The 24143-nt window shown below is 61.8% G+C and carries 20 protein-coding genes; 14 read left to right on the top strand and 6 right to left on the bottom strand.

The genetic code is table 11. From position 1 onward, the window contains the following. Positions 1-16 precede the first annotated feature (16 nt). Positions 17-1369 carry an extracellular solute-binding protein gene (locus SINAR_RS0109210; RefSeq protein ID WP_027998826.1) on the bottom strand — a complete coding sequence of 451 codons (1353 nt, stop codon included), beginning with the start codon at positions 1367-1369 and terminating at the stop codon, positions 17-19. Positions 1370-1664: 295 nt separating this feature from the next. Here SINAR_RS0109210 and SINAR_RS0109205 point away from each other — a divergent pair, with 295 nt between their 5' ends. From SINAR_RS0109205 to SINAR_RS0109175, 7 genes are all read left to right on the top strand, one after another. Continuing rightward, positions 1665-2717 (top strand): LacI family DNA-binding transcriptional regulator, encoded by a 1053-nt coding sequence (locus SINAR_RS0109205; protein ID WP_027998825.1) that lies wholly within the window; start codon positions 1665-1667, stop codon positions 2715-2717. Between the two features lie 117 nt (positions 2718-2834). Then, complete coding sequence (locus SINAR_RS0109200) at positions 2835-4778, top strand: DUF5054 domain-containing protein (RefSeq protein ID WP_027998824.1); 1944 nt, start codon at positions 2835-2837, stop codon at positions 4776-4778. A gap of 236 nt (positions 4779-5014) precedes the next feature. Further along, positions 5015-5407, top strand: a complete 393-nt coding sequence (locus SINAR_RS0109195; RefSeq protein ID WP_027998823.1) for a RidA family protein — start codon at positions 5015-5017, stop codon at positions 5405-5407. A gap of 134 nt (positions 5408-5541) precedes the next feature. Continuing rightward, on the top strand, positions 5542-6540 hold the full coding sequence (locus SINAR_RS0109190; RefSeq protein WP_027998822.1) for a TRAP transporter substrate-binding protein: 999 nt from the start codon (positions 5542-5544) through the stop codon (positions 6538-6540). A gap of 67 nt (positions 6541-6607) precedes the next feature. Then, entirely contained in the window at positions 6608-7084 is a 477-nt protein-coding gene (locus SINAR_RS0109185; protein ID WP_027998821.1) for a TRAP transporter small permease, read from the top strand. Continuing rightward, complete coding sequence (locus tag SINAR_RS0109180) at positions 7081-8361, top strand: TRAP transporter large permease (protein ID WP_027998820.1); 1281 nt, start codon at positions 7081-7083, stop codon at positions 8359-8361. Before SINAR_RS0109185 ends, SINAR_RS0109180 begins: the two co-directional genes overlap by 4 nt. 36 nt (positions 8362-8397) lie before the next feature. Further along, positions 8398-9642, top strand: coding sequence for a Zn-dependent hydrolase (locus SINAR_RS0109175; protein WP_027998819.1), 1245 nt, complete (start codon positions 8398-8400; stop codon positions 9640-9642). Between the two features lie 30 nt (positions 9643-9672). Here the strand turns inward: SINAR_RS0109175 and SINAR_RS0109170 are convergent, their stop codons facing one another. The 3 genes from SINAR_RS0109170 to SINAR_RS0109160 all read right to left on the bottom strand — a co-directional run bounded on the left by SINAR_RS0109170 (position 9673) and on the right by SINAR_RS0109160 (position 12488). After that, on the bottom strand, positions 9673-10593 hold the full coding sequence (locus SINAR_RS0109170; RefSeq protein WP_027998818.1) for a LysR family transcriptional regulator: 921 nt from the start codon (positions 10591-10593) through the stop codon (positions 9673-9675). Between the two features lie 81 nt (positions 10594-10674). Further along, positions 10675-11025 carry a DUF2200 domain-containing protein gene (locus tag SINAR_RS0109165; RefSeq protein ID WP_027998817.1) on the bottom strand — a complete coding sequence of 117 codons (351 nt, stop codon included), beginning with the start codon at positions 11023-11025 and terminating at the stop codon, positions 10675-10677. Between the two features lie 308 nt (positions 11026-11333). Beyond that, on the bottom strand, positions 11334-12488 hold the full coding sequence (locus tag SINAR_RS0109160; protein WP_027998816.1) for an ROK family transcriptional regulator: 1155 nt from the start codon (positions 12486-12488) through the stop codon (positions 11334-11336). A 202-nt stretch (positions 12489-12690) separates the two neighbouring features. Here SINAR_RS0109160 and SINAR_RS0109155 point away from each other — a divergent pair, with 202 nt between their 5' ends. The 5 genes from SINAR_RS0109155 (at position 12691) to SINAR_RS0109135 (ending at position 19141) form a co-directional block, all read left to right on the top strand. Then, entirely contained in the window at positions 12691-13971 is a 1281-nt protein-coding gene (locus SINAR_RS0109155) for an ABC transporter substrate-binding protein (RefSeq protein ID WP_027998815.1), read from the top strand. Positions 13972-14098: 127 nt separating this feature from the next. After that, entirely contained in the window at positions 14099-14983 is an 885-nt protein-coding gene (locus SINAR_RS0109150) for a carbohydrate ABC transporter permease (RefSeq protein ID WP_027998814.1), read from the top strand. Then, positions 14983-15834 (top strand): carbohydrate ABC transporter permease, encoded by an 852-nt coding sequence (locus tag SINAR_RS0109145; RefSeq protein ID WP_027998813.1) that lies wholly within the window; start codon positions 14983-14985, stop codon positions 15832-15834. The genes SINAR_RS0109150 and SINAR_RS0109145 overlap by 1 nt, the downstream gene beginning before the upstream one ends. Positions 15835-15857: 23 nt before the next feature. Further along, positions 15858-16994, top strand: coding sequence for an ABC transporter ATP-binding protein (locus SINAR_RS0109140; RefSeq protein WP_027998812.1), 1137 nt, complete (start codon positions 15858-15860; stop codon positions 16992-16994). Positions 16995-17008: 14 nt separating this feature from the next. Further along, a complete protein-coding gene (locus SINAR_RS0109135; RefSeq protein ID WP_027998811.1) occupies positions 17009-19141 on the top strand; it encodes a beta-galactosidase in 2133 nt (710 codons plus the stop codon). Positions 19142-19364: 223 nt separating this feature from the next. On the opposite strand, the gene SINAR_RS1000000137520 is transcribed toward SINAR_RS0109135, so the two are convergent. After that, positions 19365-20171: an ATP-binding protein gene (locus tag SINAR_RS1000000137520; RefSeq protein WP_027998810.1), complete on the bottom strand. Its 807-nt coding sequence runs from the start codon at positions 20169-20171 to the stop codon at positions 19365-19367. A gap of 14 nt (positions 20172-20185) precedes the next feature. Next, positions 20186-21622 (bottom strand): helicase HerA domain-containing protein, encoded by a 1437-nt coding sequence (locus SINAR_RS0109125; RefSeq protein WP_027998809.1) that lies wholly within the window; start codon positions 21620-21622, stop codon positions 20186-20188. A gap of 497 nt (positions 21623-22119) precedes the next feature. On the opposite strand from SINAR_RS0109125, the gene SINAR_RS1000000138450 reads away from it, so the two are divergent. Next, on the top strand, positions 22120-22371 hold the full coding sequence (locus SINAR_RS1000000138450; protein ID WP_027998808.1) for a ProQ/FINO family protein: 252 nt from the start codon (positions 22120-22122) through the stop codon (positions 22369-22371). Positions 22372-22850: 479 nt separating this feature from the next. Beyond that, entirely contained in the window at positions 22851-24110 is a 1260-nt protein-coding gene (locus tag SINAR_RS0109115) for an ABC transporter substrate-binding protein (protein ID WP_033057214.1), read from the top strand. Positions 24111-24143 lie beyond the last annotated feature (33 nt).

Here is a 24143-nt window from a genome sequence, read left to right as displayed (position 1 = left end):
GGGCGAGCGCAAGCCGTTAGAGCAGGCTTACGGTGTTTTCCTCGCCCACGATCCGGGTAACGGCGTCGCGATAGCGGCTCATGGCGTCTTCCGGCGACAGCTCGCCCGACACGACTGCCTCCGTCATGCGCTGGATTTCGGCCGAAACGGCATTGTACTTGGCGTCGTTCGGTCGCGCGGTTGTGAGCGGCATCAGCGCCTGCGAAGTTTCTGCAAGAAAGGGAGCGTCCGCAATCTCCACGTCGTCGCGAATGCGGATGCGCGGCTCGTATTTCTGGAATTCGGCGAGCTGTTCCTTGCTGTTCATGAAGGCGAGCAGTTCCCAGGCCAGTTCCTTTTCATCGGTACTGGGATTAAGGACGAAGCCGGTGCCGCCGGAGATCGTCACGAAGTCCTGGCCACGAATGCCCTTGCCGGGCTCCTTGGCCGGCATCTTTGCCCAGGTCACCACCTGGTCGCGATCTTCGACGGCGAATTCGGAACCCGGAGCGGTCACCGAGCGATAGAACCAGTCGCTTTCGAGAAGCATCGCGGTCTTGCCGTCGCGGAAGTTCGCAAATGTGCGATTGCGACCGTCCCCCAGCAGCTGTGCCCGCTGGTCGCCGAGCTTCTCGTCCACATAAATGGTCTTGTAGAGGTTGAGCGTGTCGAGAATGCCCTGACTCGAGACGATATAGCGGCCTTTGTCATCGGTGACCTGCTCGCCCGTACCGAGCAGCGCCATCCAATAACCCTGCATGGTCGTCGCCTCGCCCATAGGCACGCCGGCGTTGATCTGCAGCGGGAAGGAGTCGGGCTTCTTAGCCTTGAGCGCGCGGGCGGTATCGAGCAGTTCGTTCCAGGACGTGGGCTGCCAGGTTGCGGGGTCGATGCCGGCTTCCTTCAGGAGATCGGCGCGCACGAAGATCACGCGCACATCGGTGCCGAGCGAAAGGCCATAGGGCTTGCCCTGATAGGACATCAGTGCCTTGGCCCCCTCGGTAATATGGCTCCAGCCGTCCCATTTCGCCACCGCGTCGCCCGCCAGTTCGTCGAGCGGCTTCAAAAGCCCGCCCTCGACGAAACTGGGGATCAGGAAGCCGTCGAAACCGGCGACGTCCGGGCCGGCGCCCGTGGAAAAGTCGAGCGCGAGCTGCTGCGTCAATTGCTCGTCCGAACCGGCGAATTCGGTCAGAGTGACTTTGACCGCGTCGCCCTTCATCTTGGTAAAGCCGGGAATGACGCTTTTCTTGACCCATGCGGCGAGTTCGGAGTTCACGCCACCCTCGACGCAGCGGCAGGTGATCGAAAGATCGGCGGAGATTGCCGGCGAGGCGAACGTGGTTGCTGCGGCAAGACTTAACCAGAGTGCATGCAGGTGAATGCGCATCGCGATTTTCCTCCCTTCGCGATTGGATCGGCCGGCTCCCGCGGCCTGCGAGAGCCCGCTCGGCAATGGCCGTCGCCCTCACGGCAAAAAGTGAACACGTTTTCAATTTTGCGTCAACCCGAGGCGAAGGGAATTCATTTGCTGGCGCGGGTCCGGCGGACGGATCCTGCCGGAAAGCCTGAGAAACAGGAACAACTGGGCGGAACTGCGCATGTGGGGCTTGACCGTCTGAGCTCCGTGCGGAAGGATATTGGTGAACACGATTTCAATTTTGTGGGAAAGTCGGGTCGATCGTTTGACCAACAAACTTAACGAGACGCCGCAGCGCATCACGGCGGAGACGGTGGCTGAGGCGGCCAAGGTCTCCAGGGCCGCGGTTTCGCGCGCCTTCAATCCGGACGCGCCGCTGAAACCGGAAAAGCGGGCAAGCATCCTGAGGATCGCCGAGGAACTGGGCTATGTCCCCGATCGCGCGGCGCGCGCGCTCGTGACGCGGCGCACCCACCTTGTCGGCGTGATCGTGCCCGATGTCTGCAGCCCTTGGGAGAGCCAGGAGATCGATGCGCTCACCACAGCTCTCCAGGCCGAAGGCTTCGCCACGCTGCTCTTCAAGACGCGCACGGATTTCAGCATGGACGAGACGCTTCTCGCCTACATGCGCGGCTTCAATCCGGACTCGGTGATCGCCTTCACCGAGAACGTGCGTCCCCACGTCCTCACCCGCTTTCTCGACCGGGCAGTGCCGATCTACATCAACTATCTTATGGACCAGGAGCCGGCAGGCGGGGCGCGCACGCCCGAGCCGGAGGCCCTCCATGACCGGATCGATGTCGATCAGTGGGAAGGCATGGAGCAGGCGGTGGCGCTTCTTGCCGGCTATGGCTGCCGGCGCATCGCCTATCTTTCCGGCAAGCGCGATTCTCTTGCCGAACAGGCCCGCCGCAGGACCCTGGCAGCACTGATGGCGCGGCGAGGCTTGCCCGGGCCGACCATCATCCCCGGTGATTTCAGCTACGACGCCGGCCATGCGGGCACGCTCGATCTCTTCCGCGTTGGCGAGGGCGCGGATGCTATTTTCGCAGCCAACGACGAGAGCGCCTTCGGGGCGCTCGATGCGCTACGGTACGAATTGAAGCGGCGCGTACCCGAGGATGTGAAGGTGGTCGGCTTCGACGACATCTCCCAGTCGCACTGGCGCAGCTACAATCTGACGACCGTGAAGGTGGATCTCGAGGCGCGCACCCGCGCGCTCGTCCGATTGATCCTGCGTCGCCTGAAGGATCCCGCGGCGCCGGCCCTTTCTGAAACCGTGCGCACGCGGCTCGTGGTGCGCGGCACGGTGGGATAGATCATGTCATCGGCCCACGAAAACAGTGAATGATCTAACTCTCTGAAAACATGCAACTCCGGACGAAACGCCGTGACGCAGCTTTCCCGGAGTTGCTTCAAGCTCAAAGGCAGTGCATTGACCGCTCGGCGCATCCATCTGATCTTCAAGACCCACCTCGATATCGGTTTCACCGACCATGCGGAGACCGTGCGGCGGCTCTATCACGAGCGCTTCATCCCGCAGGCGATCGCGACGGGCGAGCATTTTTATGCCGAGGACCCGCAAAACCCGAAATTCATCTGGACGACCGGCGCCTGGCTCATCTGGGATCATCTCAATACGCGCTCGCCGGAAGAGGTGGCGCGGCTCGAACGGGCGATCGGGAAGGGGGTGATCCGCTGGCACGGCCTGCCGTTCACGACCCATTCGGAACTGATGAGTCCTGCGCTTTTCCGGGCCGGGCTTTCCTATGCGGCCGAGCTCGACCGCCGCTTTGGCAAGAAAACCATCGCCGCGAAGATGACGGACGTGCCCGGGCACACGCGCGGCGTTGCGTCTCTGATGGCAAATGCCGGACTGAAATTCCTGCATATCGGCGTCAACACCGCCTGTCCGCCTCCTGATGTTCCGGAGATTTTCCGATGGCGGGCCCCCGGCGGCGAGGAGATCGTCGTCATGTATCAGCAAAGCTACGGCGCCACCCACCTGCCCGAAGGCCTTTCCGAGGGTCTGAGCTTTGCCCACACCAGCGACAATGTCGGCCCGCAGCAGATCCATCAGGTGGTGGAGGTCCTGCGGGAAATGGGCCACCGGCATCCGGATGCAGAAGTCCGCGCGGCCACGCTCGAGGACTACGGCGCATTCCTCTGGGAGCATCGCGAGCGTTTCCCGGTGGTGGACGCGGAACTCGGCGACAGCTGGATCCACGGCGCTGCCGCCGACCCGGTAAAGATCGCGCGGTTCCGCGCCCTGCAGCGGCTCTACGACACCTTCGAGGCCGAGGGCCTGTCGCCGGCGCGGCGCGATTTCGGGCGCAAGCTGGCGCTGGTGGCTGAGCATACTTGCGGCGTCGACATCAAGACGTTCCTGCGCGACGAAACGGCCTGGGACCGGCCGGCATTCGAGGCGATGCGGAAAGGTGACTACCGCTTCGGCTATGCCGAGGCGTCCTGGCGCGAACAGCGGGCCTATCTCGGTCAGGCGGTAGAGGCGCTTTCTGCGGAGGACCGCACGCGCGCGGAAGAGGCACTTCGGGAGACGGAGGTGCCGGCCGCGATCGACGTCCGGCCGCTGGCGCCGACGGGCAAGGTCACGATCGACGGCGTGGAAGTGGAACTCGACCCCGGGACCGGCGACATCCTGGCGCTTGCAGCGGGCAATTGGCGGCTCGAAGGGGATGGACGGCTAATCGGCTACCGTTACCGGAGCTATGACGCCAACGATTTAGACCGGTTCATGGACAGTTATCTCACGAATCGGCCGGAATGGGCGATCCTTGATCACGGCAAACCGGGGCTCCACCGGGCGCAGACGTCACTGTCCGCTTCCTTTGAGCCCCAGCTGATCGGCGTTGCAAGCGAAGGCGGCCGGCTTGTGATTGCCTGCCGACTTCCCAGCGCAGCACAGGAGCAGCTAGGCGCCCCTGCCCGGGTGGATTATGTCGTGCAGTCGCGGGATGAAGGCGTGGAAATCGCGGTGGTGCTGCGAGGCAAGCCTGCCAACCGAATGCCGGAAGCGGGTTTTGTCGAGATTGCGCCGAAGAGTGCCCACCGCTGGGAACTGTTGAAGACCGGGCTCTGGCAGGAGGCGGCGCGGACCGTCCGGCGGGGTGGGGGAGCGTTGCAGGCGATCTTCCTTGCGCGGGCAGCACTTGCCGGCGGCAGGGGATTGGCGATCGAACCGCTCGACTCGCCGCTCGCGGGACCGCTTGGACAGCCATTCATGCAGTTTCCCGACGGGCCGCCCACCTACGAGACAGGGCTCGCGTTCAATCTCCACAACAACAAATGGGGCACCAATTTCCCGATGTGGTGGGAGGGCGACTTCATGAGCCGCTTCCGCATTCGCGTCACCGGCTGAAAGGCGGCGCACGGCAAAGGAGGAGCCAAGGCGCTCCCGGTGCTGTGGAGAGCGCCAGTCCGGCGAAGGACAGGTGGTTGGATCGACGAAGACCCGGTGCCGTTCACGGCAGGCGGCCCCGTGACCTTCGGGCGCCCTTGGTCCGGGTCCGCTCATGGCGGTCCGCCCCTTTCCGGCACGCAAGCCATCCGCTAAATTCGCGAGGTCAGCGGCATGGCGATTGGAGTATCGAGATCTTGAAGCACGAAGTTATTGAAATTCCGGTCATTTCCGAAGCGATCCGAAAGCTGGGTGCACCCACTTCGGCGCTGACGCGCGTCGGCGCGGTCCTCTATACCTGTGGGATGCCTCCGATCGATTTCAAGACGGGAGACATCATCAAAGGTGACATCGCGGTCCAGGCGCGGGCGTCGCTGGACGCGCTCTCCTTTAGCTTGCGCCATGCCGGTTCCTCGCTCGATAACGTCTTCAAATCGCTCGTTTTTATTACGGACAATGACTTTGCCGCCGATATGAACGGGATCTACCGGGAGTATTTTCCCTCCAGTTTCCCGGCTCGGAGCTGTGTTGCGGTCAAGCCTTGGGCGCACTTCGACATCGAGATCGAGTGCATCGCCACAATCGATTGAAGAGGGTTTTGCCACAGGAAATCGCCGGCCCCGACATAGGCGCATGCAATGCTTGCCATTGATCCCGGTTATTTGCCTGCGAGCAATCCTGCCGGCCTAATATGCCCAGAATAGACGCAACAAATGAGGGTGCTATGAAACTGGGCATATCGAGAGTTTCCCGCGGCTTGGCTGCGACGGTGATCGCAGGCATCATCGGTCTTTCCGCTCCTTCGGCTGCCATGGCCGAAACGACGATTCGTCTCGGCCATGTGCTTGCCGATACCCATAGCTGGCACAAGGCTTCGACGGATTTTGCCAGGGAAGTCTCGGAGAAGACGGAAGGCCGCGTCAAGATCGAGATCTTCCCGTCAGGCCAACTCGGCACGGAGAAGGAAGTGATCGAGGGCATGCAGATCGGCACCATCCAGGGCGGTCTGATCGGCAGCGGCTCCTTCCAGTTCGTCGAGCCGAAGTTTGGCATCATCGAAATGCCCTATGCCTGGACCAGCCGCGAGCAGGCGTTCGCCGCGCTCGACGGCCAGCTTGGCACGGCGCTCGCCGATCTCCTGCGGCCGAAGGGCATCGAGGTGCTGGCCTGGTGGGAGAACGGCTTCCGCAACATCACGAACAACAAGCACCCGATCGAAAAGCCAGGCGACCTTGCCGGCATCAAGATCCGCGTGACGCCGGACAAGGTGCGCCTTGCGACCTTCGAGCTTCTTGGTGCGCAGCCGGCACCGCTGGCCTTCGGTGAACTCTATTCGGCTTTGCAGCAGGGCGTCTTCGACGCGCAGGAAAACCCGCTGTCGATCATCGACGCCTCTTCGTTCTACGAGGTGCAGAAATACGTTTCGATGACCGGCCATATCTGGGGTGCGGCCTGCCTCACGGTCTCGGGCATGACCTGGGCGCAGATTTCCCCCGAAGACCAGGCCATCGTCAAGGAAGCGGCCCTCAAGTGGGGTGATGCTCAGCGACAGATGGTCGCCGATAACGAGGTCGCACTGATCGAGAAGCTCAAGTCGAAGGGCATGGAGTTCAACGAAGTCGACAAGACGGCCTTCATCGAGGCGCTGAAGCCAATCTGGGAAAGCGAAAAGGACGTGTTCGGTCCCGAGCTGCTCGCCATCATGGACAGCTACCGCAAGTAAGAGCTCCGTCCTGTCCGCTTCCGGCGGGCAGGACGCCGCCGTTCTCAACGACGCCAACGAGGTTTCAATGCAAGACGCTCCGATGCCGCCTTCGCGGATCGCCGGCGCCATAGAACGGGCGGCCGGCACCATCGGCGGCCTGGCCATCGCCATTTTCACCGCCATCATCGTCTATGTCGTCATCTGCCGTTACGCCTTCGCCTTCACTCCGCGTTGGTCGGAGGAGATTCCGCGCCTCCTGCTCGTCTGGGTGACATTCATAGGTGCGATCTCCGCCTTCGTGCGCAAGACCCACCTGTGCGCGGGCCTTACGGACCTCATCGTCGCGCAAGGGCGCTTCCGCGCCATTCTCGATCTCCTCGCACGTCTTGCCGCGTTCCTGTTCCTGATCGTCGTCTTCTGGTCCGGCTGGAAGATTACGGCGCTCACCTGGTCGCACGAGACGACGGTGATGAGCTGGCCCGCCGGCCTCGTCTACCTCGCTCTGCCGGTCACTGCGGTCTTCGCCTTCGTCGCCCTGCTGGCCAAGGAGTTGCGCAAATGAGCCTCGCGCTTCTCGTCCTCTTTGCCGTCTTCGTTCTCCTGCTTCTCATCGACGCTCCGATCGTCGTCGCGCTCGCGCTGTCCTCGGTTGCCTATCTTCTGGTCGGCGATGCGCTACCGGTAATGGTGGTGGCGCAGCGCATGGTCGCCGGCATCGACAGTTTCACGCTGCTCGCCATACCGCTTTTCCTCCTGGCCGGCCTGCTGATGGTCCATGGCGGGCTTGCGCCAAGGATCGTCAATCTCTGCGCGGCCGTCGTCGGCCAGCGCACCGGCGGTCTTGCCATCGTGATGATCGCCGCCTGCATGATGTTCGGCTCGCTGTCTGGCTCGGGCGTTGCCGACGTGGTGGCGATCGGCTCGATGCTGCTGCCGGCTATGAAAGAACGTGGTTACGATCCAGGCTTCTCCGCCGCGGGCCTCGGCTGCGCGGGTTCGCTCGGCACGGTCGTTCCGCCCTCCATCGTGCTCATCGTCTACGGAACGGCGACCGGCACTTCCATCGGTCAGCTCTTCATCCATTCCATCGGCCCGGGCATCCTGCTCGGGCTTGGGTTGATAGTCGTGGCGTGGTGGATATCGCGAAAGAACGGCTGGAAGGGCGGCGAGCCCTTCAGCTGGGCCCGGCTGGCGGTCGCGCTTAGGGAATCCGTGCTGGCTCTCCTGGCACCGGTCATCATCGTGGGCGGGATCCGCTTCGGCATCTTCACGCCGACGGAAGCAGCAGGCATCGGCGTTGCCTATGCGCTGCTGGTCGGAACGCTGGTCTATCGTCGCTTGCCGGTCGCCAAGGTTTTCGGCCTCCTGCGTGACACGACGGAAATGACGGGCTCGATCCTCATCGTCATCGCCGCGGCTTCCGTGTTCGGCTGGATCCTGACCGTCGAACAGGTGCCGCAGCTCGTCGTAAACGCCATCACCGGCGCAACGGAGAGTGCCACGGTCGCCCTTCTGTTGATGATGCTGGCCGTTCTTGCGCTCGGCACGTTCATGGAATCGATCGCGATCATCCTGATCCTGGCCCCGGTCTTCCTGCCGGTCCTCAGGGCCTTCGAAATCGATCCCGTCTATTTCGGCGTGCTGCTGACCATCAACCTGGCGATTGGCGCAAACACGCCGCCGCTCGGCATTGACCTCATGGCGGCCTGCCGCACCGGAGGCATACCGATGTCGGCCTCCTTCAAATACCTGTTGCCGTTCATCGGCGTCATGGCGCTCATCATGTTCCTGCTTGTTCTCTTTCCGGGACTGACGACCGTGATGTCGCTCGGCATGTAGGCCGCTCCATTCCCCACCCTATCTGAAAGGTGAACCATGCCGTTCGCACAGAACATTCGTGTCGATGTCGATCGCTTCTGGTCGACCATCGAAAGCTCCGCCGAAATCGGCCAGGGACGGCCGGGCGGCCTTGCCCGGCTCACGCTGACGGACGACGATCGCCAAATGCGTGACCTCTTCGTCAACTGGTGCCGGGATGCGGGCCTGAGCGTCGAGATCGATGAACTCGGCAACATCTTCGGCCGGCGCGAAGGAAGCGATCCCACGCTGGCGCCGGTCCTCATGGGCAGCCACCTCGACACGCAGATCAACGGCGGCCGCTTCGACGGAATCGCCGGGGTTCTTGCCGGTCTGGAAGTGGTTCGCACGCTGAACGATGCCGGCCACGTGACCCGTCGCCCGATCGTCGTCGTCGACTGGACCAACGAGGAGGGGGCGCGTTTCTCCCCGCCCATGGTAGCGTCCGGCTGCTTCGTCGGGGCCTATGAGGCGGATTGGGTGCGGGGCCTCGTCGCCGACGATGGTGCGCGCTTCGGCGATGAATTGGCGCGCATCGGCTACAACGGCAACAAGCCCTGTCGGGCCGGCGAGATCGACGCCTATTACGAGCTGCACATCGAGCAGGGACCGATCCTCGACCGGGAAGGCCGCGATGTCGGCGTGGTGACGGGGGGGTATCCGAGCTACGGAATGCGGGTGCGTTTCGAGGGTAAGACGGCGCATACCGGCCCGACACCGATGGACCAGCGGCACAATGCGCTGATTGCCGGCGCCCGCTGGCTGGCGGCGGTGGACGATATCGGCTGGGATTTTGCCGTCGGCGACGGCAAGGCGACCGGGGCAAGACTGGCGGCATGGCCGAACAAGCCGGGCATCCTCTCGGACACGGCCCAGGCGATCTGCGACGTCCGCCATCCCGACCCCGCGACCGCGCAGGTAATGGCGGAAAAAATGCGCCGGGCCCTTTTCGAAAGTGCGGCCCGCGCCGGCTGCTCGGCTGTGATCGAGGACGAGTGGTTCTGGGGCGGCGATATTTTTGACCGCACCATGGTCGACGGTATCCGGACCGAAGCCGTCCGCATGGGCTATGACTGGCGCGATATCCGGTCACAAGCCGGACACGACGCCTATTTCCTTGCGCGCCACTGCCCGACGGCGATGATCTTCACGCCGTGCAAGGGCGGTATCACGCACAACAACGAGGAGGATTGCGACCGCGGCGATCTCGCGCCCGCCCTCAATGTTCTGCTGCATGCGGTGGTGGCTCGCGCCAACCGCTGATCTCAAGAGTCGAGCGTGCGGAGAGGCGCCTCAATGCATGTCGGGATAGAGGGTACGTAATTCCAGAACCAGATCGAGGAAATTCCGCTCGGCTCTGGAGTAGGCGCCCTCCGGGTGCGTGACGAGGAAGACGTCCGCGCCAAGCGGGTATCCCTTGATCTCCAGCGGCCAAAGAAGGCCGTTCGCCACTTCGTCGTGAACCGCCGTCAGGGGAAGAATGCCGATCCCCAGGCCGGCGACGATCATTCGTCGGACTTCCTCGAGGTTGGGGCTCTGTCCGCTGATGCGCTCGCCGAGCCCGAGGCTTTGGCTGAGGACCGCCATGGGTTCGAGACCCATGCCTTCGGTTGCGCAGGTGAAGGAGACGAAGGACTCCTGTCGCAGCTCCCGCTTTTCCACCTCCTTGCGACCGAAAAAGGGGTGCTCCGCTCCGCAATAGACGCTGAACTCCTCGCGGAACATCAGCTCGCAGTTCAAGCTGAAGACGGGGCGGGACAGCAGGCAGAAGCCGATGCCTCCTTTTTCCGTCTGTATGCGCTTGATCGTGTCCTGGCTGTTCTGCACCTCGACCACCCAGGTCACCGAGGGATAGCGCTGGTGATAGAGCCGCAGGGCCTCGTTGATGAGCGGTGATTCGAGATTGGAGATGATCTGGATCCGAACCTCGCCGAATTCCTCGACGATTCGCTCCTGTGTGAGCTGACCTATGCGCTCGACGGAACGAAAGATCTCGCCGCATTCCTCATAGATCTTCTGCCCCCGCGCCGTAAGTTCGAACTTTCGGCTGTCGCGCAGAACAAGCTGGCAGCCCAGTTGCTCCTCCAGCCGCTGGAGTGCCTGGCTGACCGAGGGCTGACTCATGTTGAGCCGGGCGGCGGCGCGCGTCAGGCTTCGCTCTTCGGCGATCATAAAGAACGATCGCAGCAGGTTTAAATTGAGATCCGTTACCATGCTGCGATATTATCTATCGGGCGGGAAAGCACAATTCGGGGCCCGCCGATGCTGGAGGAGCGAAAGCGCCCAACCCGGCCGCTAATTTCGCAGGATTTTCTCCATCGCTTTGCCCTTTGCGAGTTCGTCGATCAGCTTGTCCAGGTAGCGGATTTCCCGCATCGTCGTTTCCTGGATTTCTTCCACACGGACGCCGCAGATCACTCCTGTAATCAACGACCGAGAGGGATTCATCCGAGGCGCTTGCGCAAAGAAATTCTCGAAGGTGGTGCCCCTTGCCAACTGATCTTCGAGGGTCTGCTGGCTGTGTCCCGTCAGCCAGCAGATGATTTCATCGACCTCTGCCTTCGTGCGCCCCTTCTTCTCCGCCTTGGCGACATAATGCGGATAGACGCTCGCGACGCTGACCGAATAGATGCGATGCTTCGTCATGAGTCCTCCTGAGCGTTCGGATGTTTTGCGCAAAATAGCGGACTTCAAGAACGCAACAATGGCCGTGATGAGCAGCATTCCAGATTGACGCAAGGCCGGCCTCGTCAACGCCGGACAGATACCCGCCAGAATCCCGAGCACGCTGGCGATCTGCAACGCTCACATCGCTTGAGGGGATCCGAAATCACGGGAGCTGGTGGTTCCAGGGATTGGCGTCGCCGGTTCAGATCCCTTTAACTGCGCCAGACGCTCTCTGGTTCTACTCCCATCAAAACCCGCACGCGAAGAACAGCTTTTGCCTTGACCGATCACCCGCTGGGCAGGCGCTCGAAATCGAATATGCCTTGTGTCGCCAGGGCTGCGGCGCCTCTCGCCCAGGAACTCGGCACCCAGTCCGTCTGTATCTCGGGTTTGGCGAAGAACAGGAACTGTTCCATTGATTGCTTGAGGGGGTCGAGGAGGGCGTCGCCGAACTGGACGGCTTCGCCTCCAACGACGATCAGTTCGGGATCAAACAGATTCACCAGGTCCGCCAGGTGTCTGCCGATGCGTGATCCCGCTTTTTCCAGAATCTCCAAGGCGTCTTCGTCGCCGGCGGCGGCGGAGGCGACGAAGTCGTCTCTTGTTGGCTCGGCACCCCTCCTGCGCCCCCATTCGGCAATCATGTATGGCTCGGCGGCATGCGCCATGAGACATCCGCGCCGGCCGCATTCGCAGAGTTCCCCGCCGGGCACGGAGGTGATGTGCCCGAGCTTGCCGGCCGCGCTGTTGCTTCCGTGGTAGATATCGCCATTCAGCACCAGGGAGCAGCCGATCCCCGCGCCGATTGCGAGTGCCGCGAAATTGCGGTGGTTGCGGCCGGCGCCAAACAGCTTCTGCGCGATCGCGAAGGCGTTGACGTCGTCGTCTATCCAGACCGGGGCGTGCACTCGCTCGGCCAGCATTTCCGCGAAGGGAAGATCACGCCAGCCGAAACGCGGGCTCTGGAGGCAGACGCCGTTCCCCGGGTCCACTTCGCCTGGGATCGATACGCCGATCCCCATGATGTCCTTCTCGTCACGCCTGGCCTGCGCCAGGAGCCGCGGGATGGCTTCCCGGATTGCCTCGATCATGCCCTGCGGGCTGGTGTCGGTAACGGATGACTGCAGCGTGGCAAGCGGTGAGGTGGCCAGGTCGGTGAGCACGCAGTCGATGCTGCTGCGGTTGAGCTTGAAGCCTAATGCCAGATGGGCCTCGTAGTTGATATCCACCGGTATGGGTCGGCGACCGTTTGAGCTCGCGACCGCCTCCCGTTCCACCACCAGCGCCTCGTCCATCAGTTCCGTGACGACGAACGTGACGGCTGCGGGACTGAGACCCGTCACCGAAGCGAGTTCGGCTCTCGATATGGGTCCGCGGTTGCGCAGCAGATTCAAGATCAGGCGCCTGTTCAGCGCGCGCGATGTGCTCGCATTCCCTTTCAACCTGCATCTCCCAGTTAGTTTATTTCTTAAATTAACTCTTGTGCCTGATCCGAAGGTAGGCTAGCTTTTCTCCGTTGGCAATGAGGAGGAGTGCGCGGAAAGCCAATTTCCCCGGACTCCGCACGATCGCAAAATTTATTTCCAAGAGGCCCAGGCGCTGCTCGTCAGGGCGTGGCGGAGCTTTGTCCTGGGAGGATATGGAATGGCATCCAACGACATCGTCAAGCTTGTCACTCGCGCCGCGGCGTCGCGTCGGCAGTTCCTGATCGGTGCGGGCACTGCGCTCGCGGGAATGACGCTCGGCGCTCCGGCCTTCGCGCAGAGCAAGGAACTGACGATCATCTCCAACATCGGCAACGCCTCGCAGCGTGAGGTGCTTCAGCGGATCGCGAGCGCGTATGAGAAGGAGAGCGGCGTCAAGGTGGCCATCAACAACATGGATCACGAGGCGCACAAGACCGCCATCCGCAGCTACCTCGTCGTCGGAGCGCCGGACATCTGCTTCTGGTTCTCGGGCAACCGCATGAAGGCTTTCGTCAAGCGCGAGCTTTTCGACGACATCTCCGACCTGTTCGAGCGCGAGAACTACAGAAACGTGCTTGGCCCGGCCGCGGGCGCCGTCACGGTCGATGGGAAACAGTATGGTTTGCCACTCGGCGGCCTGCTCTGGGGGCTCTTCTACCGCAAGGACGTCTTCGCCGAGAAGGGCTGGACGCCGCCCAAGACCATGGAAGAGCTGCTTTCGCTCGGTGAGCAGGCGAAGTCGGCGGGCATGATCCCCGTCAGCATGGGGACCAAGGAAATGTGGCCCGCGGCCGGCTGGTTCGATCACATGAACCTGCGCATCAGCGGCCTCGACAAGCATATGGCGCTGATGGACGGCAAGATGTCCTACACCGACCCCGCGATGCTACCGGTCTTCGACAAGTGGGCGGAGCTGATCAATGCCGGGCTGTTCAGCCCGAACGGAACATCCTTCGGCTGGGAACAGGCGGCCGCCGCGCTTGCCCAGAAGAAGGCCGCCATGATGGATCTCGCAGGCTTCGTCAAATACGGCTTCCCGGAAGACCAGCAGGACCAGATCGCATTCGCACCGTTCCCCGAGATCGTCCAGGGCACGGCGCGTTACGAGGATTTCGCGCTGAATTCGATCCATGTTCCGAAAAACGCCAAGAACAAGGAAAACGCCCGCGATTTCCTGGCCTTCTTCTACCAGCCGGACAACCTCTCAGCATTCCTCGAGACCGAAAGCGCGGTGCCGCCGCGCAATGACTGCCCGCCGAGCAAGGACCCGCTCGTCAATGCGGCGGTCGAGTCCCTGAAGACCGTCGAAGGCTCGGCTCAATACTACGACCGCGACACCGACCCCGACATGGCGCAAGAAGGCCTGAAAGGCTTCCAGGAGTTCATGGCCAAGCCTGACCGGCGCGACCAGATCCTCGAGCGCCTCGAAGCGACGCGCAAGCGCATCTTCAAGGCCTGAACCTCGCGCGACCGCTCTCCTCTCCCAGGAGCGGACCGCAACAGTGCAGGGCTGCAGTGAGACCTGTAGCCCTGCCTGCTGTCGGCCGGTGAGGCCGGCTTTCGAAGCCTTCGTGAGTGGATCTTGAATGTCTACCTTCTGGCGAAACCATCGGCATTGGATAGCCCCGACCCTCTTCATCATGCCCGGAGCCTTGCTGTTCGGGGTGGTGATCATCCTGGCATCCGCGCAGACCATCTGGGTTTCCTTCTTCGACTGGGACGGCGTCGGAGCAAAACAATGGGTGGGGCTGGCGAACTATGCGCAGTTGCTGAACGATCCGCAGTTCCACGTGTCGCTCAAGAACAACCTGATCTGGCTTGCCATGTTCATGCTTGCGCCGCCGCTGGGCCTGGCGCTGGCGCTGCTGCTCAATCAACCCATCCGCGGCATGCGGATCATGAAGTCGCTGTTCTTCGTGCCGCTGGTTCTCGCGTCCGTCACGGTCGGCGTAGTCTTCACCTGGGTCTATGATCCCACCTTCGGCCTGCTGTCGCTCATCTTCAGCTACTTCGGAGCGACCGCCCCGGCGCTGCTTTCGGACGAGCATCTCGTCACCTTCGCGGTCGTCGTGGCGGCGCTCTGGCCGCAGGTCGCCTTCTGTCTCGTGCTCTTCCTGGCGGGCCTCAACAACTTGAACGAAGACCTCATTGGGGCGGGACGGGTCGATGGCGCGCGCGGATGGCCCATGCTGATCCACGTGATCCTGCCGCAATTGCGCGAAGTCAGCTTCATTGCTCTAGCAGTGACGGTCATCGGCGCGCTCCGGTCCTTTGACATGGTGGCGGTGATGACCTCCGGCGGCCCCTTCGGCTCCTCGACGGTCCTTGCCTACCAGATGTACGAGCAATCGATCTTCTCCTACCGCTTCGGTTACGGAGCCGCGATCGCCACCGTGCTCTTCGTGATCATGGCAGCCTTCATTGCCTGGTACCTGCGCACCCTTCTCAAGCCCGAACGGGAGGGCGTCTGATGTATCCGAGACCGCTTGCCGAAGACGCGCCGATCCGGCGGTTCGCATATGCGTCCATGGTGGTACTGATCCTCGCCCTTTGGCTCGTGCCGCTAATGGCGGTCATGGCCACGTCGCTCAGGTCGTTCGAGGAGGTGATGGCGGGCAATTATTGGGGTTGGCCGAAGAGTTTCAATTTCATCGAAAACTACACGGCGGTCTTCACGCAGACCGCCATGGCGCGATACTTCCTCAATAGCCTGATCGTGACGCTGCCCTCCGTCGTCGGCGTGCTCGTTCTGTCGACGCTCACCGGCTATGTCCTGTCGCGGTATCGGTTCCGCGGGGCGAACCTGATGTTCGCGCTGTTCGTCGGCGGCAACTTCCTTCCGGCCCAGATCATGATGATCCCGGTCCGCGACCTCATGGTGTCGATCGGGCTCTACGACACCTACTACGCGCTGATCGTCTTTCACATTGCCTTCCAGACGGGCTTTGCCACGCTCTTCATGCGCAACTTCATTGCCGCCTTGCCCGATGAGCTCTTCCAGGCGGCCCGGGCGGAAGGCGCATCGCCGTGGCAGACGCTCCGGCATGTGGTGCTTCCGTTGGTTAGGCCGGCGCTTGCGGCGCTCGCGATCCTCACCTTCACCTTCGTCTGGAACGATTATTTCTGGGCGATCGTGCTGACCCAGAGCGACGCGGTCAAACCGGTGACCGCGGGGCTGAACAATCTGCGCGGCGAGTGGGTGTCCGCATGGAACCTGGTGGCCGCGGCAACGATCCTGGTCGCGATCCCGCCGGTGGTGATGTTCTTCCTCATGCAGCGCCACTTCATCGCCGGCCTGACGGTTGGTGCGGTCAAGGGCTGAGCAGATTTCAAGGAACCCTTCACATGACGAGCGTTGAACTGATCAATATCGAGAAACACTATGGCGGCTACCATGCGCTCAGGGACGTCAACCTGACCATCGAAGAGGGCGAGTTCGTGGTGATGGTCGGCCCCTCCGGCTGTGGAAAGTCGACCCTCTTGAAGACGATCGCAGGCCTTGAGACCACGAGCGCTGGAACGCTCCGCATCAGCGGACGGGACGTCACCAGGCTCGAGCCCGGCGACCGCGGTATCGCGATGGTGTTCCAGTCCTATGCGCTCTATCCGCACATGACGGTCGCCGAAAACATGGGGTTCGGCCTCAGGATGGCGAAGCGGCCAAGGGCGGAGATCGAGGCGGCTGTCGCGAGGGCCGCGCGAATTCTCAGGCTCGAGGAGCAGCTCGAAAAGAAGCCGAAGCAGCTCTCGGGCGGCCAGCGTCAGCGCGTCGCCATCGGGCGGGCGATCACCCGGTCGCCCGACGTCTTCCTCTTCGATGAACCGCTGTCCAACCTGGACGCGGCACTGCGAACGCAGATGCGAGTCGAACTGTCCACGCTTCATGCTGAGCTCGGATCGACCATGATCTATGTCACGCACGATCAGGTCGAGGCGATGACCATGGCGAGCCGGATCGTCGTCCTGAACCGGGGCAGGATCGAACAGGTCGGAGCGCCGCTCGATCTCTATAACAATCCGCAAAACATGTTCGTCGCTGGCTTTCTCGGCGCCCCGCGCATGAATTTCGTCGCCGGCCAGGTGAGCAAAGTCAGCGGATCCTCTGCCAGGGTCGTCTGCGCCGGCGGGCTCGACGTGGGGTTTGAGGCTCTCGTCGGAAAGGTGAGCGTCGGTGAGGCCGTCACGCTCGGCATCCGACCGGAGAGGCTCCGGCTCGATGATGTGGCAGCGCGGATCCGCTTTACGGGAAGGGTCAGGCTAACGGAATATCTTGGCCGCGAGACGATCGTCTATGTCGATGCGGGGCCGCTGGTCACCAAAGAATCGGACAGCGGCACCAACGTGTTCACCGTGCAGATCGCCGATATCAGGCCCTTTCACAACGGCAGCGCGGTGTCGCTTGGCTTCGATCCCGCCGACGCCTACCTCTTCGCCGCCGACGGCAGCACCATCACGCCTACCAAGGCCGTGGCGAAAATCTAAGCAAGGACAAAATCATGAAGCGTACCCTTCCGGCGCCGCTCTCGGTCTGGCGCACCCTTAACCTGGACGATTTCCTGCTCGGAGTGCCGCATTATCCTGAGCATGTCGATGAAAGCCACTGGCTGGGCGATGCAGAGCGGATTGCCGCCGCCGGCTTCAACGTGGTCCGCCTCGGCGAATTCGCCTGGCATCTGATGGAGCCGAGGGAAGGGGTGTTCGACTTTTCGCTGTTCGACCGGGCCATAGGCGTGCTCGCCGAGGAAGGCGTGAAGACCATCTTCTGCACGCCAACCGCAACGCCGCCGCGGTGGCTGACCGCAGCTTATCCCGAAGTGCTGCGTGTCGATGAACGAGGACGAACCGCCACGCATGGCTCCCGCCAGCATGCGGACACCAACAGCCCCGTCTACCGCATGCATAGCCGGCGCATCACCGAGGCCTTGGCACGCCATTATGCGGATAACCCGAACGTCATCGGCTGGCAGACCGACAATGAGTTGAACACTACCGCCTCGACCTCCTATTCCGAAGCGAGCGAGCGCGAGTTCCGCCGTTATCTCCACGATCGGTATGAGACGATCGACAAGCTCAACTTCACCTGGGGCGGAAACTTCTGGGCGCTTGCCTATGACGGTTTCGATCAGATCACCATCCCTAGGAAGGACAATCCGGGATTTGTCGCGCCCGGGCACATGCAGGACTACCATCGCTTCCTCGCCCATGCGACAGCCGCCTTCCAGCATGACCAGGTCGAAATCCTGCGCAGGGCCAATCCCGAATGGTTCATCTTCCACAATCTCGGGCGGCTCGAAGACATCGACTTCCGCGGCCAGTTCGGTCAGGATCTCGACTTTCTCGGCTTCGACGTTTACCCGATGCTCTACGACGAGATGCGCCGCACCGGCGGCCATCCCGCCACCCAGGCGCTGCATCTCGACGTCTGCCGCGCCTATTCCGGCAACTTCATCGTGCCTGAGCAGGCATCCGGTTTCGGCAGTCAGCCGGGTTTTTCGACCATGACTCCCGAACCCGGCGAGATGCGCCGGATGGCGCTGAGTTCCGTCGCGCGTGGAGCCGACGGTCTCCTCTTCTTCCGCTGGCGGCCGGCGCATTTCGGCGCGGAAATCTACTGGATGGGTATCATCGACCACGACGATGTGCCACGCCGCCGTTATCAGGAAGCAAAGCAGTTCGCCGCGGACATCGGCAGGATCAAGAAGGACCTCCTCGCCACCACCGTGCGCATGGACGTCGCGATCGCCGGAGCCGACTTCGACAACCAGGAAGCCTACAGGACCTATCCGATGGGCATGCCGAGCCCTCTCGAAGACGGTATGCTGCTCCATCGCTACTGCTATTCGAAAGGGATCGCCTGCGGTTTCATCCATCCCGAGGACGATCTGTCGCGGATCAAGGTCCTCTACGTGCCGCACTGGGTGATGTGGAAGCCGGAGTGGAACGACAGGGTCGAGGCCTTCGTCCGCAATGGCGGAACCCTGATCGTCGGCGCAATGACCGGCACCCGCGATGAAAACAACCACATACCGACGGACCTCGCGCCCGGCCCGGGGCTTTCGAAGCTCTGCGGCGTGCGGGTCGAGGAGTTCGGCCGGGTGGCAGAGCCGGGCGCCGACGGCCTGTTCGGCCTCCATGGAACCGAGTTCGGCTTTCACAACCCGGCAAAGCGCCTGCCGTCCAGTTCGGCATCGCGGCGCCACCGCTTCACCCTGGGCAACCGGGAGCACGAGGCCGCACACCTTTACGAGCTTCTCGCGCTCGACGACGACGTCGAGGTTCTGGGGCACTGGTCGAATCGCTTCGCGAGCGGCAGGGCAGCGGTGACGAGCCGGAAGGTCGGCAAAGGCCGCGCCTGCTACGTCGGAACCTATCTGACCGAGCCCTTGGTCGAAGGTTTGGTGGACCATGTCCTCGGCGCGGATGTCCAGCCTCTGGTATCGGACTTGCCGCCTGCCGTGGAGGTCGTCCTGAGGGAGGCGGAAGACAGAAAGCTGCTTTTCCTGCTGAATTGCGAGGCGGAGCCGGTGGAGTTGAGCTCCGTCCCCGCTGGCACGGACCTCCTTTCGGGCAAACCGGTGGACGGCGAACTTGCTCTCGGACCTTATGGTTGTGCGGTTCTCAGCATGTAAAGAGACACCCAGGTTGTGTCGACCGGTGCCGCTGCGTCGCGCCAAACGAGAAAATCCGACACTTGGAAGCAGGAGTCGGATAATCATTGGCTGCTTGGACATGGCGACCGTTGTAACTTGATCGGTGGCCGCAGGTTCGATTCCGTTCAAGGCGAGGGATTCGCAGTCGGCTTCCCGCTGCGCGGCTTGCTCAGCGGCTGCACGACGACGGAGAGGGCGACCGCTACATTTCAGGACTTTGCGTAGTCCCGGGTTCGCTCTGGTCCAATTCTTCCCTCGTCGGCTTAGCTGGATCCTCCGCTTGCAGACCCTCGGCCTTTTGCAGAGCAGTGGCACCCGGCTCGGCAACGGCATCTGCGGGCGCCGGTAGTGGGCGATTTAGCGCCTCGCTAGCGGCCTTCTTGTCCGGGTCGAACTTTCGGCGCAGTAGTATCGGTCGCTCTACCTGCACCGCCTTACCGAATGCGAGGAATTCGAGGAACCGCAGATTGGGAATCACCTTCACATGGTCGTGACTGAACACGCTTTCGAGGAACGTGAGACTCGTCTGGTCGATAAGCGAATACGCAAAGAACGTATTACACTGGGAAAGAATGGTCTTACTCACCAGCGCCGTCCGCTGACTCACTACGAGTAAGCCGACGCCATATTTTCGTCCTTGAAGCGCGATTTGTCCGATGCGGTAGACGACATACTGCGTGTTCGCGTCGAATCCGGCTCCGTAGGTTTCCGGGATGATCGTATGCGCCTCTTCAAGCACGAGCAGCACCTGACGCGCGCGGCGGTTCGCACGCGCCCATTCCATAATGGTTGAGAGGAACAGCTCAGTCACGCGGACGCTGGCGCGAGAGCTGGACAGTTCCGTGAGTTCGAGGATCGCTAGCTGTTGTTCGTCGCTTCTAAGGAGGGCGTCCACCTTTGCGTGAACGTCAGCCCGAATCGTCTTCAGAAATTTATCGAGATCCTTTTTCTCGGCGCCTGCGCCGTAGGCGCCTGTGTCGACGGCAAAGAGCTTTGCGTCGAACTCCACGACGGCCTTTTTGTCTAAGGGAAAATCGGATCTAGGTCCGCAAGTCGGTGGCGGTACTCCCCCGTGAAATCGACGCAGAATACCTTGGAGCCGCGGGCGACCGCTTCACGAATGACCGAGAGCGCCAGTTCGGTCTTTCCGGTGCCGGTAATGCCTAGGATGGCGGTGTGATAGAGGATCAGATTGTCAATGTTTACCGCCACCCCGATGTCGGTAGAAGGGACGGTGCCCACGATGAACTGTCGGTCCGTGAGCTTCGTTGCGGGAAAGCTCATCTCCGCTGCGCGGAATACCGGCATGTTCATGGTCGGGAGCCATGGGAACTTTATGAAGCCTTTCTCCGTCGAATAGGCGCCGAGCTGCACCGCGCGCACGATATGGGTGCCCCGCGGATTCTGGTCGAAAGTTTCCTCAGCGGTCTGCGCCTCCACGATTTGATAGAAGATCGTCTCGCCGCGAAGGCGGGTAAACACGACCTCGCCTTCGGCGAGATCCAGGCTTTCGGACACTTCGAAATAGATATTGCCGATCGTAGAACGCTCCACGGTGAAGCCGGCAACCTCGCAGCCAGGCATTCCGCTCACGGTCACGATGAACTCTTCAGTCTTCTTGCGATCGTGCGATTCGTGAACGCAACCGGCGACGCTCGGAATTGGCTCGGCCACTTGAGCGATACAGATCCCGGTACCGACGACCTCAGTGCCTTGAACTTGGGTGAAGAGTGCCAGGAGGTATTTCTGATCGCCATCGGGCATCGCCGCGATGTGCAGCCGGCCGGGTTTCCAAGAGCCAACGCGATTGAGCTTCACGCGGATGATGTTCGGGTGGTCGATCCGGTCGATGGTCCCAACCTGCGGCGTCCGCGCAGAGGTGGTGCGCTCGACCCGGAATTGGCGCGCAAGAGAGAACGCGAGCTCAACCGGCCGGACCAAGATCATGACGAGCCAGAGGATTAGAAGTGCCGCGACAGACCCCGGGGAGGCCGCGAACCCACCCAGAATGCCGATGAGTGCCGGCGGCGTATACACGAGCTCACCACGACCGAGGGTGTCGCACAAACGGCGCAACAGACTTCCCCACGCATCCTGCGGCGCGCTGTCTGCGCGGATCATCGCTCGGAAACTGATGAAGCCGACCAATACAGCCCAAGCGATGCCAGCGTATCGCAGCGCAGTTAGCGCCGGCGGCATTGGGGTGAGAACAGAAAGGTCAGCCGTGATGAGGAGAACGAGGGCGGTTACGGCGTTCGCGAACGTGTCGCGAGGCGGACGAAACCATGGCGAAGACAAGAGACTGAAGAGCCAGAGCGTAATGCCGCTGATAAGCCACAGGCTTTCCAGGCCGCTCGTTGGGAGCCAGTAGCCGGTCGCGACATGAAACGCCGTGTAGAAGATGGCGAAATAGAGAGCGACAATCGCCGCTCTTTGCTTAAGACTCGGGTAGTCCTTCATCGCCTTCCCCCCCAATCGGCCATGTGAAATCATAGCGTGGCTACCGAGGGGCGAAAAGTTTGTTCCACCTGCGATAGCGGCCGTAGCAGAGATGTGAGGAATGTCCGCTCAAGAGTTTCGCCCACAAAACTCCGAATGACGGCAAAGGAGGCGCACCCACCACTCCGCCTTTAGGACTCTGCGTTTGGGTCGAGGGCAGTCGTGTCCTCAGGAGCGGTGTGTGCGGCACGCCGCCAGGATGTTCCCGTTCTGTGCTAAAAAGATCGCATAATGGTATCAACGGGAACCGCTTCGAAGACCGCTGTCGTTTTTTCGCGACAGCATGTAGAGACTCACCCGTTTCGCTTTATCTTGCAGGCTGGCGGAAGCGACAATTCTCGGGTGAACTGATGCAAGGCTGAAACAAGGCCAGGTCGATTTCGGCGCTTTTTCGACATTTGTCACAAAGCGGCCCGCGGCTTTCAAGCCGCAGGCTCCGAGGCCGCTGAAATAACCAATTGCGTGACCGTGAATCTGAGCTCTCGGACGAGGAATTAAAGAGGGCCCGGCGGGCCTACACGAAGATAGATAAGAACCTTGCGGCGATGCGTGTTGGTGCGGTTCGAGTCGACCTCGACGGCGAGCCCTACGAACGCCTGCGGAAGCAGCCGGCGCGGCGGACCTACTGCGATCGCGGGCGGCCACAAAAGAGGCTGATCGGTTGCCAAATCCGGGCACCGAGGGCGAAGGTGGGGCTTGATAGGAACTAGTCAGTAACCGAGCGGCGTTCCGGTCGCGAGGTCAAGCGCAACGCCCTGTACAACGGCCGATGGCCTGATGGCACGATCGCGTTAATCGCTCTTTCTGTTTCGCAAGGCGGAGGGGCTCCGGGTAAGGTCACCTAATCCGTTCCAAGCAGATTCTTAGTGTTCTGATGACCTCGGCCGCGTACACCAGGGCATCCCTGACCTCTTCCGCCGAAAGGTCGCGAGCGCGCTCCGACGATATCGCAGATCGACTCAGGACGTCTCGCGCACGATGGGCTTCTACGGCGCCAGTTTACTCGCGCAAGTCGCGGATCGTGTCTACCGGCGCCAGCATCGCAGTCGCCGCGCTGACGGCAAGATATTTTTCGGGCCGCCGAATCCGCTTGCAATACAGGAATACTCATTATACCAGTTGAGAGGTAGTGAGTGCATGGAGAGTAGCTAAGCGAAAGAGTGCCGAGGTCGTCGTACGGGAGGAAACAATGACCAAAAGCAGGACAGTATTGTCGGCAGCCGTTGCAGCAGCAGCACTTCTGGGCGGAACAGCGGGGGGGACGTCAACCGCGCACGCGCAGGAAATCACGGTCTGGACGCTGAACTTCAGCAACAATCAGGCCAACGAGGCGATGGACAAGATCGCGACCGATTTCTCTTCTGCCAATCCTGGCGCCAAAGTGACGATCGTCCGCCGCGGCACGGACGATCACAAGACCGCACTGCGTGTCGCTGCCGGTTCAGACAAGGGGCCCGACATCTACTTCAGCTGGGCCGGTCTAGGTCTCGGCGGGGAATATGTGAAAGCCGGTTTGAGTGTGCCGCTCGACAAATACTACACAGAGTACAAGTGGGCAGACAGGCTGGTGCCCGCGGCGGCCTCCTTCGCGGACCTTTACCCGGGCGGCAAAAACGGCGTGCCTTTCACTTTCAAAGGCGAGGCGGTCTATTACAGCAAGATGGCCTTCGAGAAGGCAGGCATATCAAGCGAACCCAAGACCTATGACGAGTTGGTAGCCGCAGCGGAGAAGCTGAAAGCGGCCGGTATTCCCGCTTTCACTTTCGGCGGCAAAGTCAACTGGCACCTCATGCGCCTAATGGATGTCATTCTCGAAACAAAGTGCGGCGCAGAAAAACACGACAAGCTCATGAAGATGGAGCTCAAGTGGACCGAGGAAGCCTGCGCCACCGAGTCCTTCACCGAAATGGAGAAGTGGGCCAAAAATTACATCCTGTCGCCCTTCATGGGAATCGACCAGACGCAGTCGTTCAACCTGTTTATCGCCGGCCGCGCCGCCATGATGCTGGAAGGCGACTGGCTCGTCGGCACCTTGACAACGAACAACGCCAAACTCGACGACTACGACATCTTTCCGTTCCCGACCGGAACCAAACGGCTCTACGGTTTCGCCGAATACTATTATGTGAGCAGCAAGAGCCAGCATCCGGATCTCGCGGCGAAGTTCCTCGACTATTATCTGTCGGACGGGGTCCAGCAGGAGAACGTCGGCAAGTTTGCGACGACCTCTATCAACAAGAACGTCAAATACGAAAACCTCCCGGCGATCAGCCAGGAATGGCTGCAGGTCTTCAAGGACTACACGCAGGTCTACATGAACGGCGACCAGGCGTTCCCGCTCGACGTGACGACTGAATATTTCAGGGTCATCAACGAAGTCGCCGGCGGCACCATGGCGCCCACCGACGCATCGGCGCAATTGCAGGCTTTCATCGACAAGCGCGGCTAAGCCAGCTCTCCCGGCTGCCGGCGCGTGCCGGCA

The organism is Sinorhizobium arboris LMG 14919 (genome assembly GCF_000427465.1).
GTDB lineage: Bacteria > Pseudomonadota > Alphaproteobacteria > Rhizobiales > Rhizobiaceae > Sinorhizobium > Sinorhizobium arboris.
Note: the sequence above shows the minus strand (reverse complement) of the source record. Positions and strands in the feature narration are given on the sequence as shown.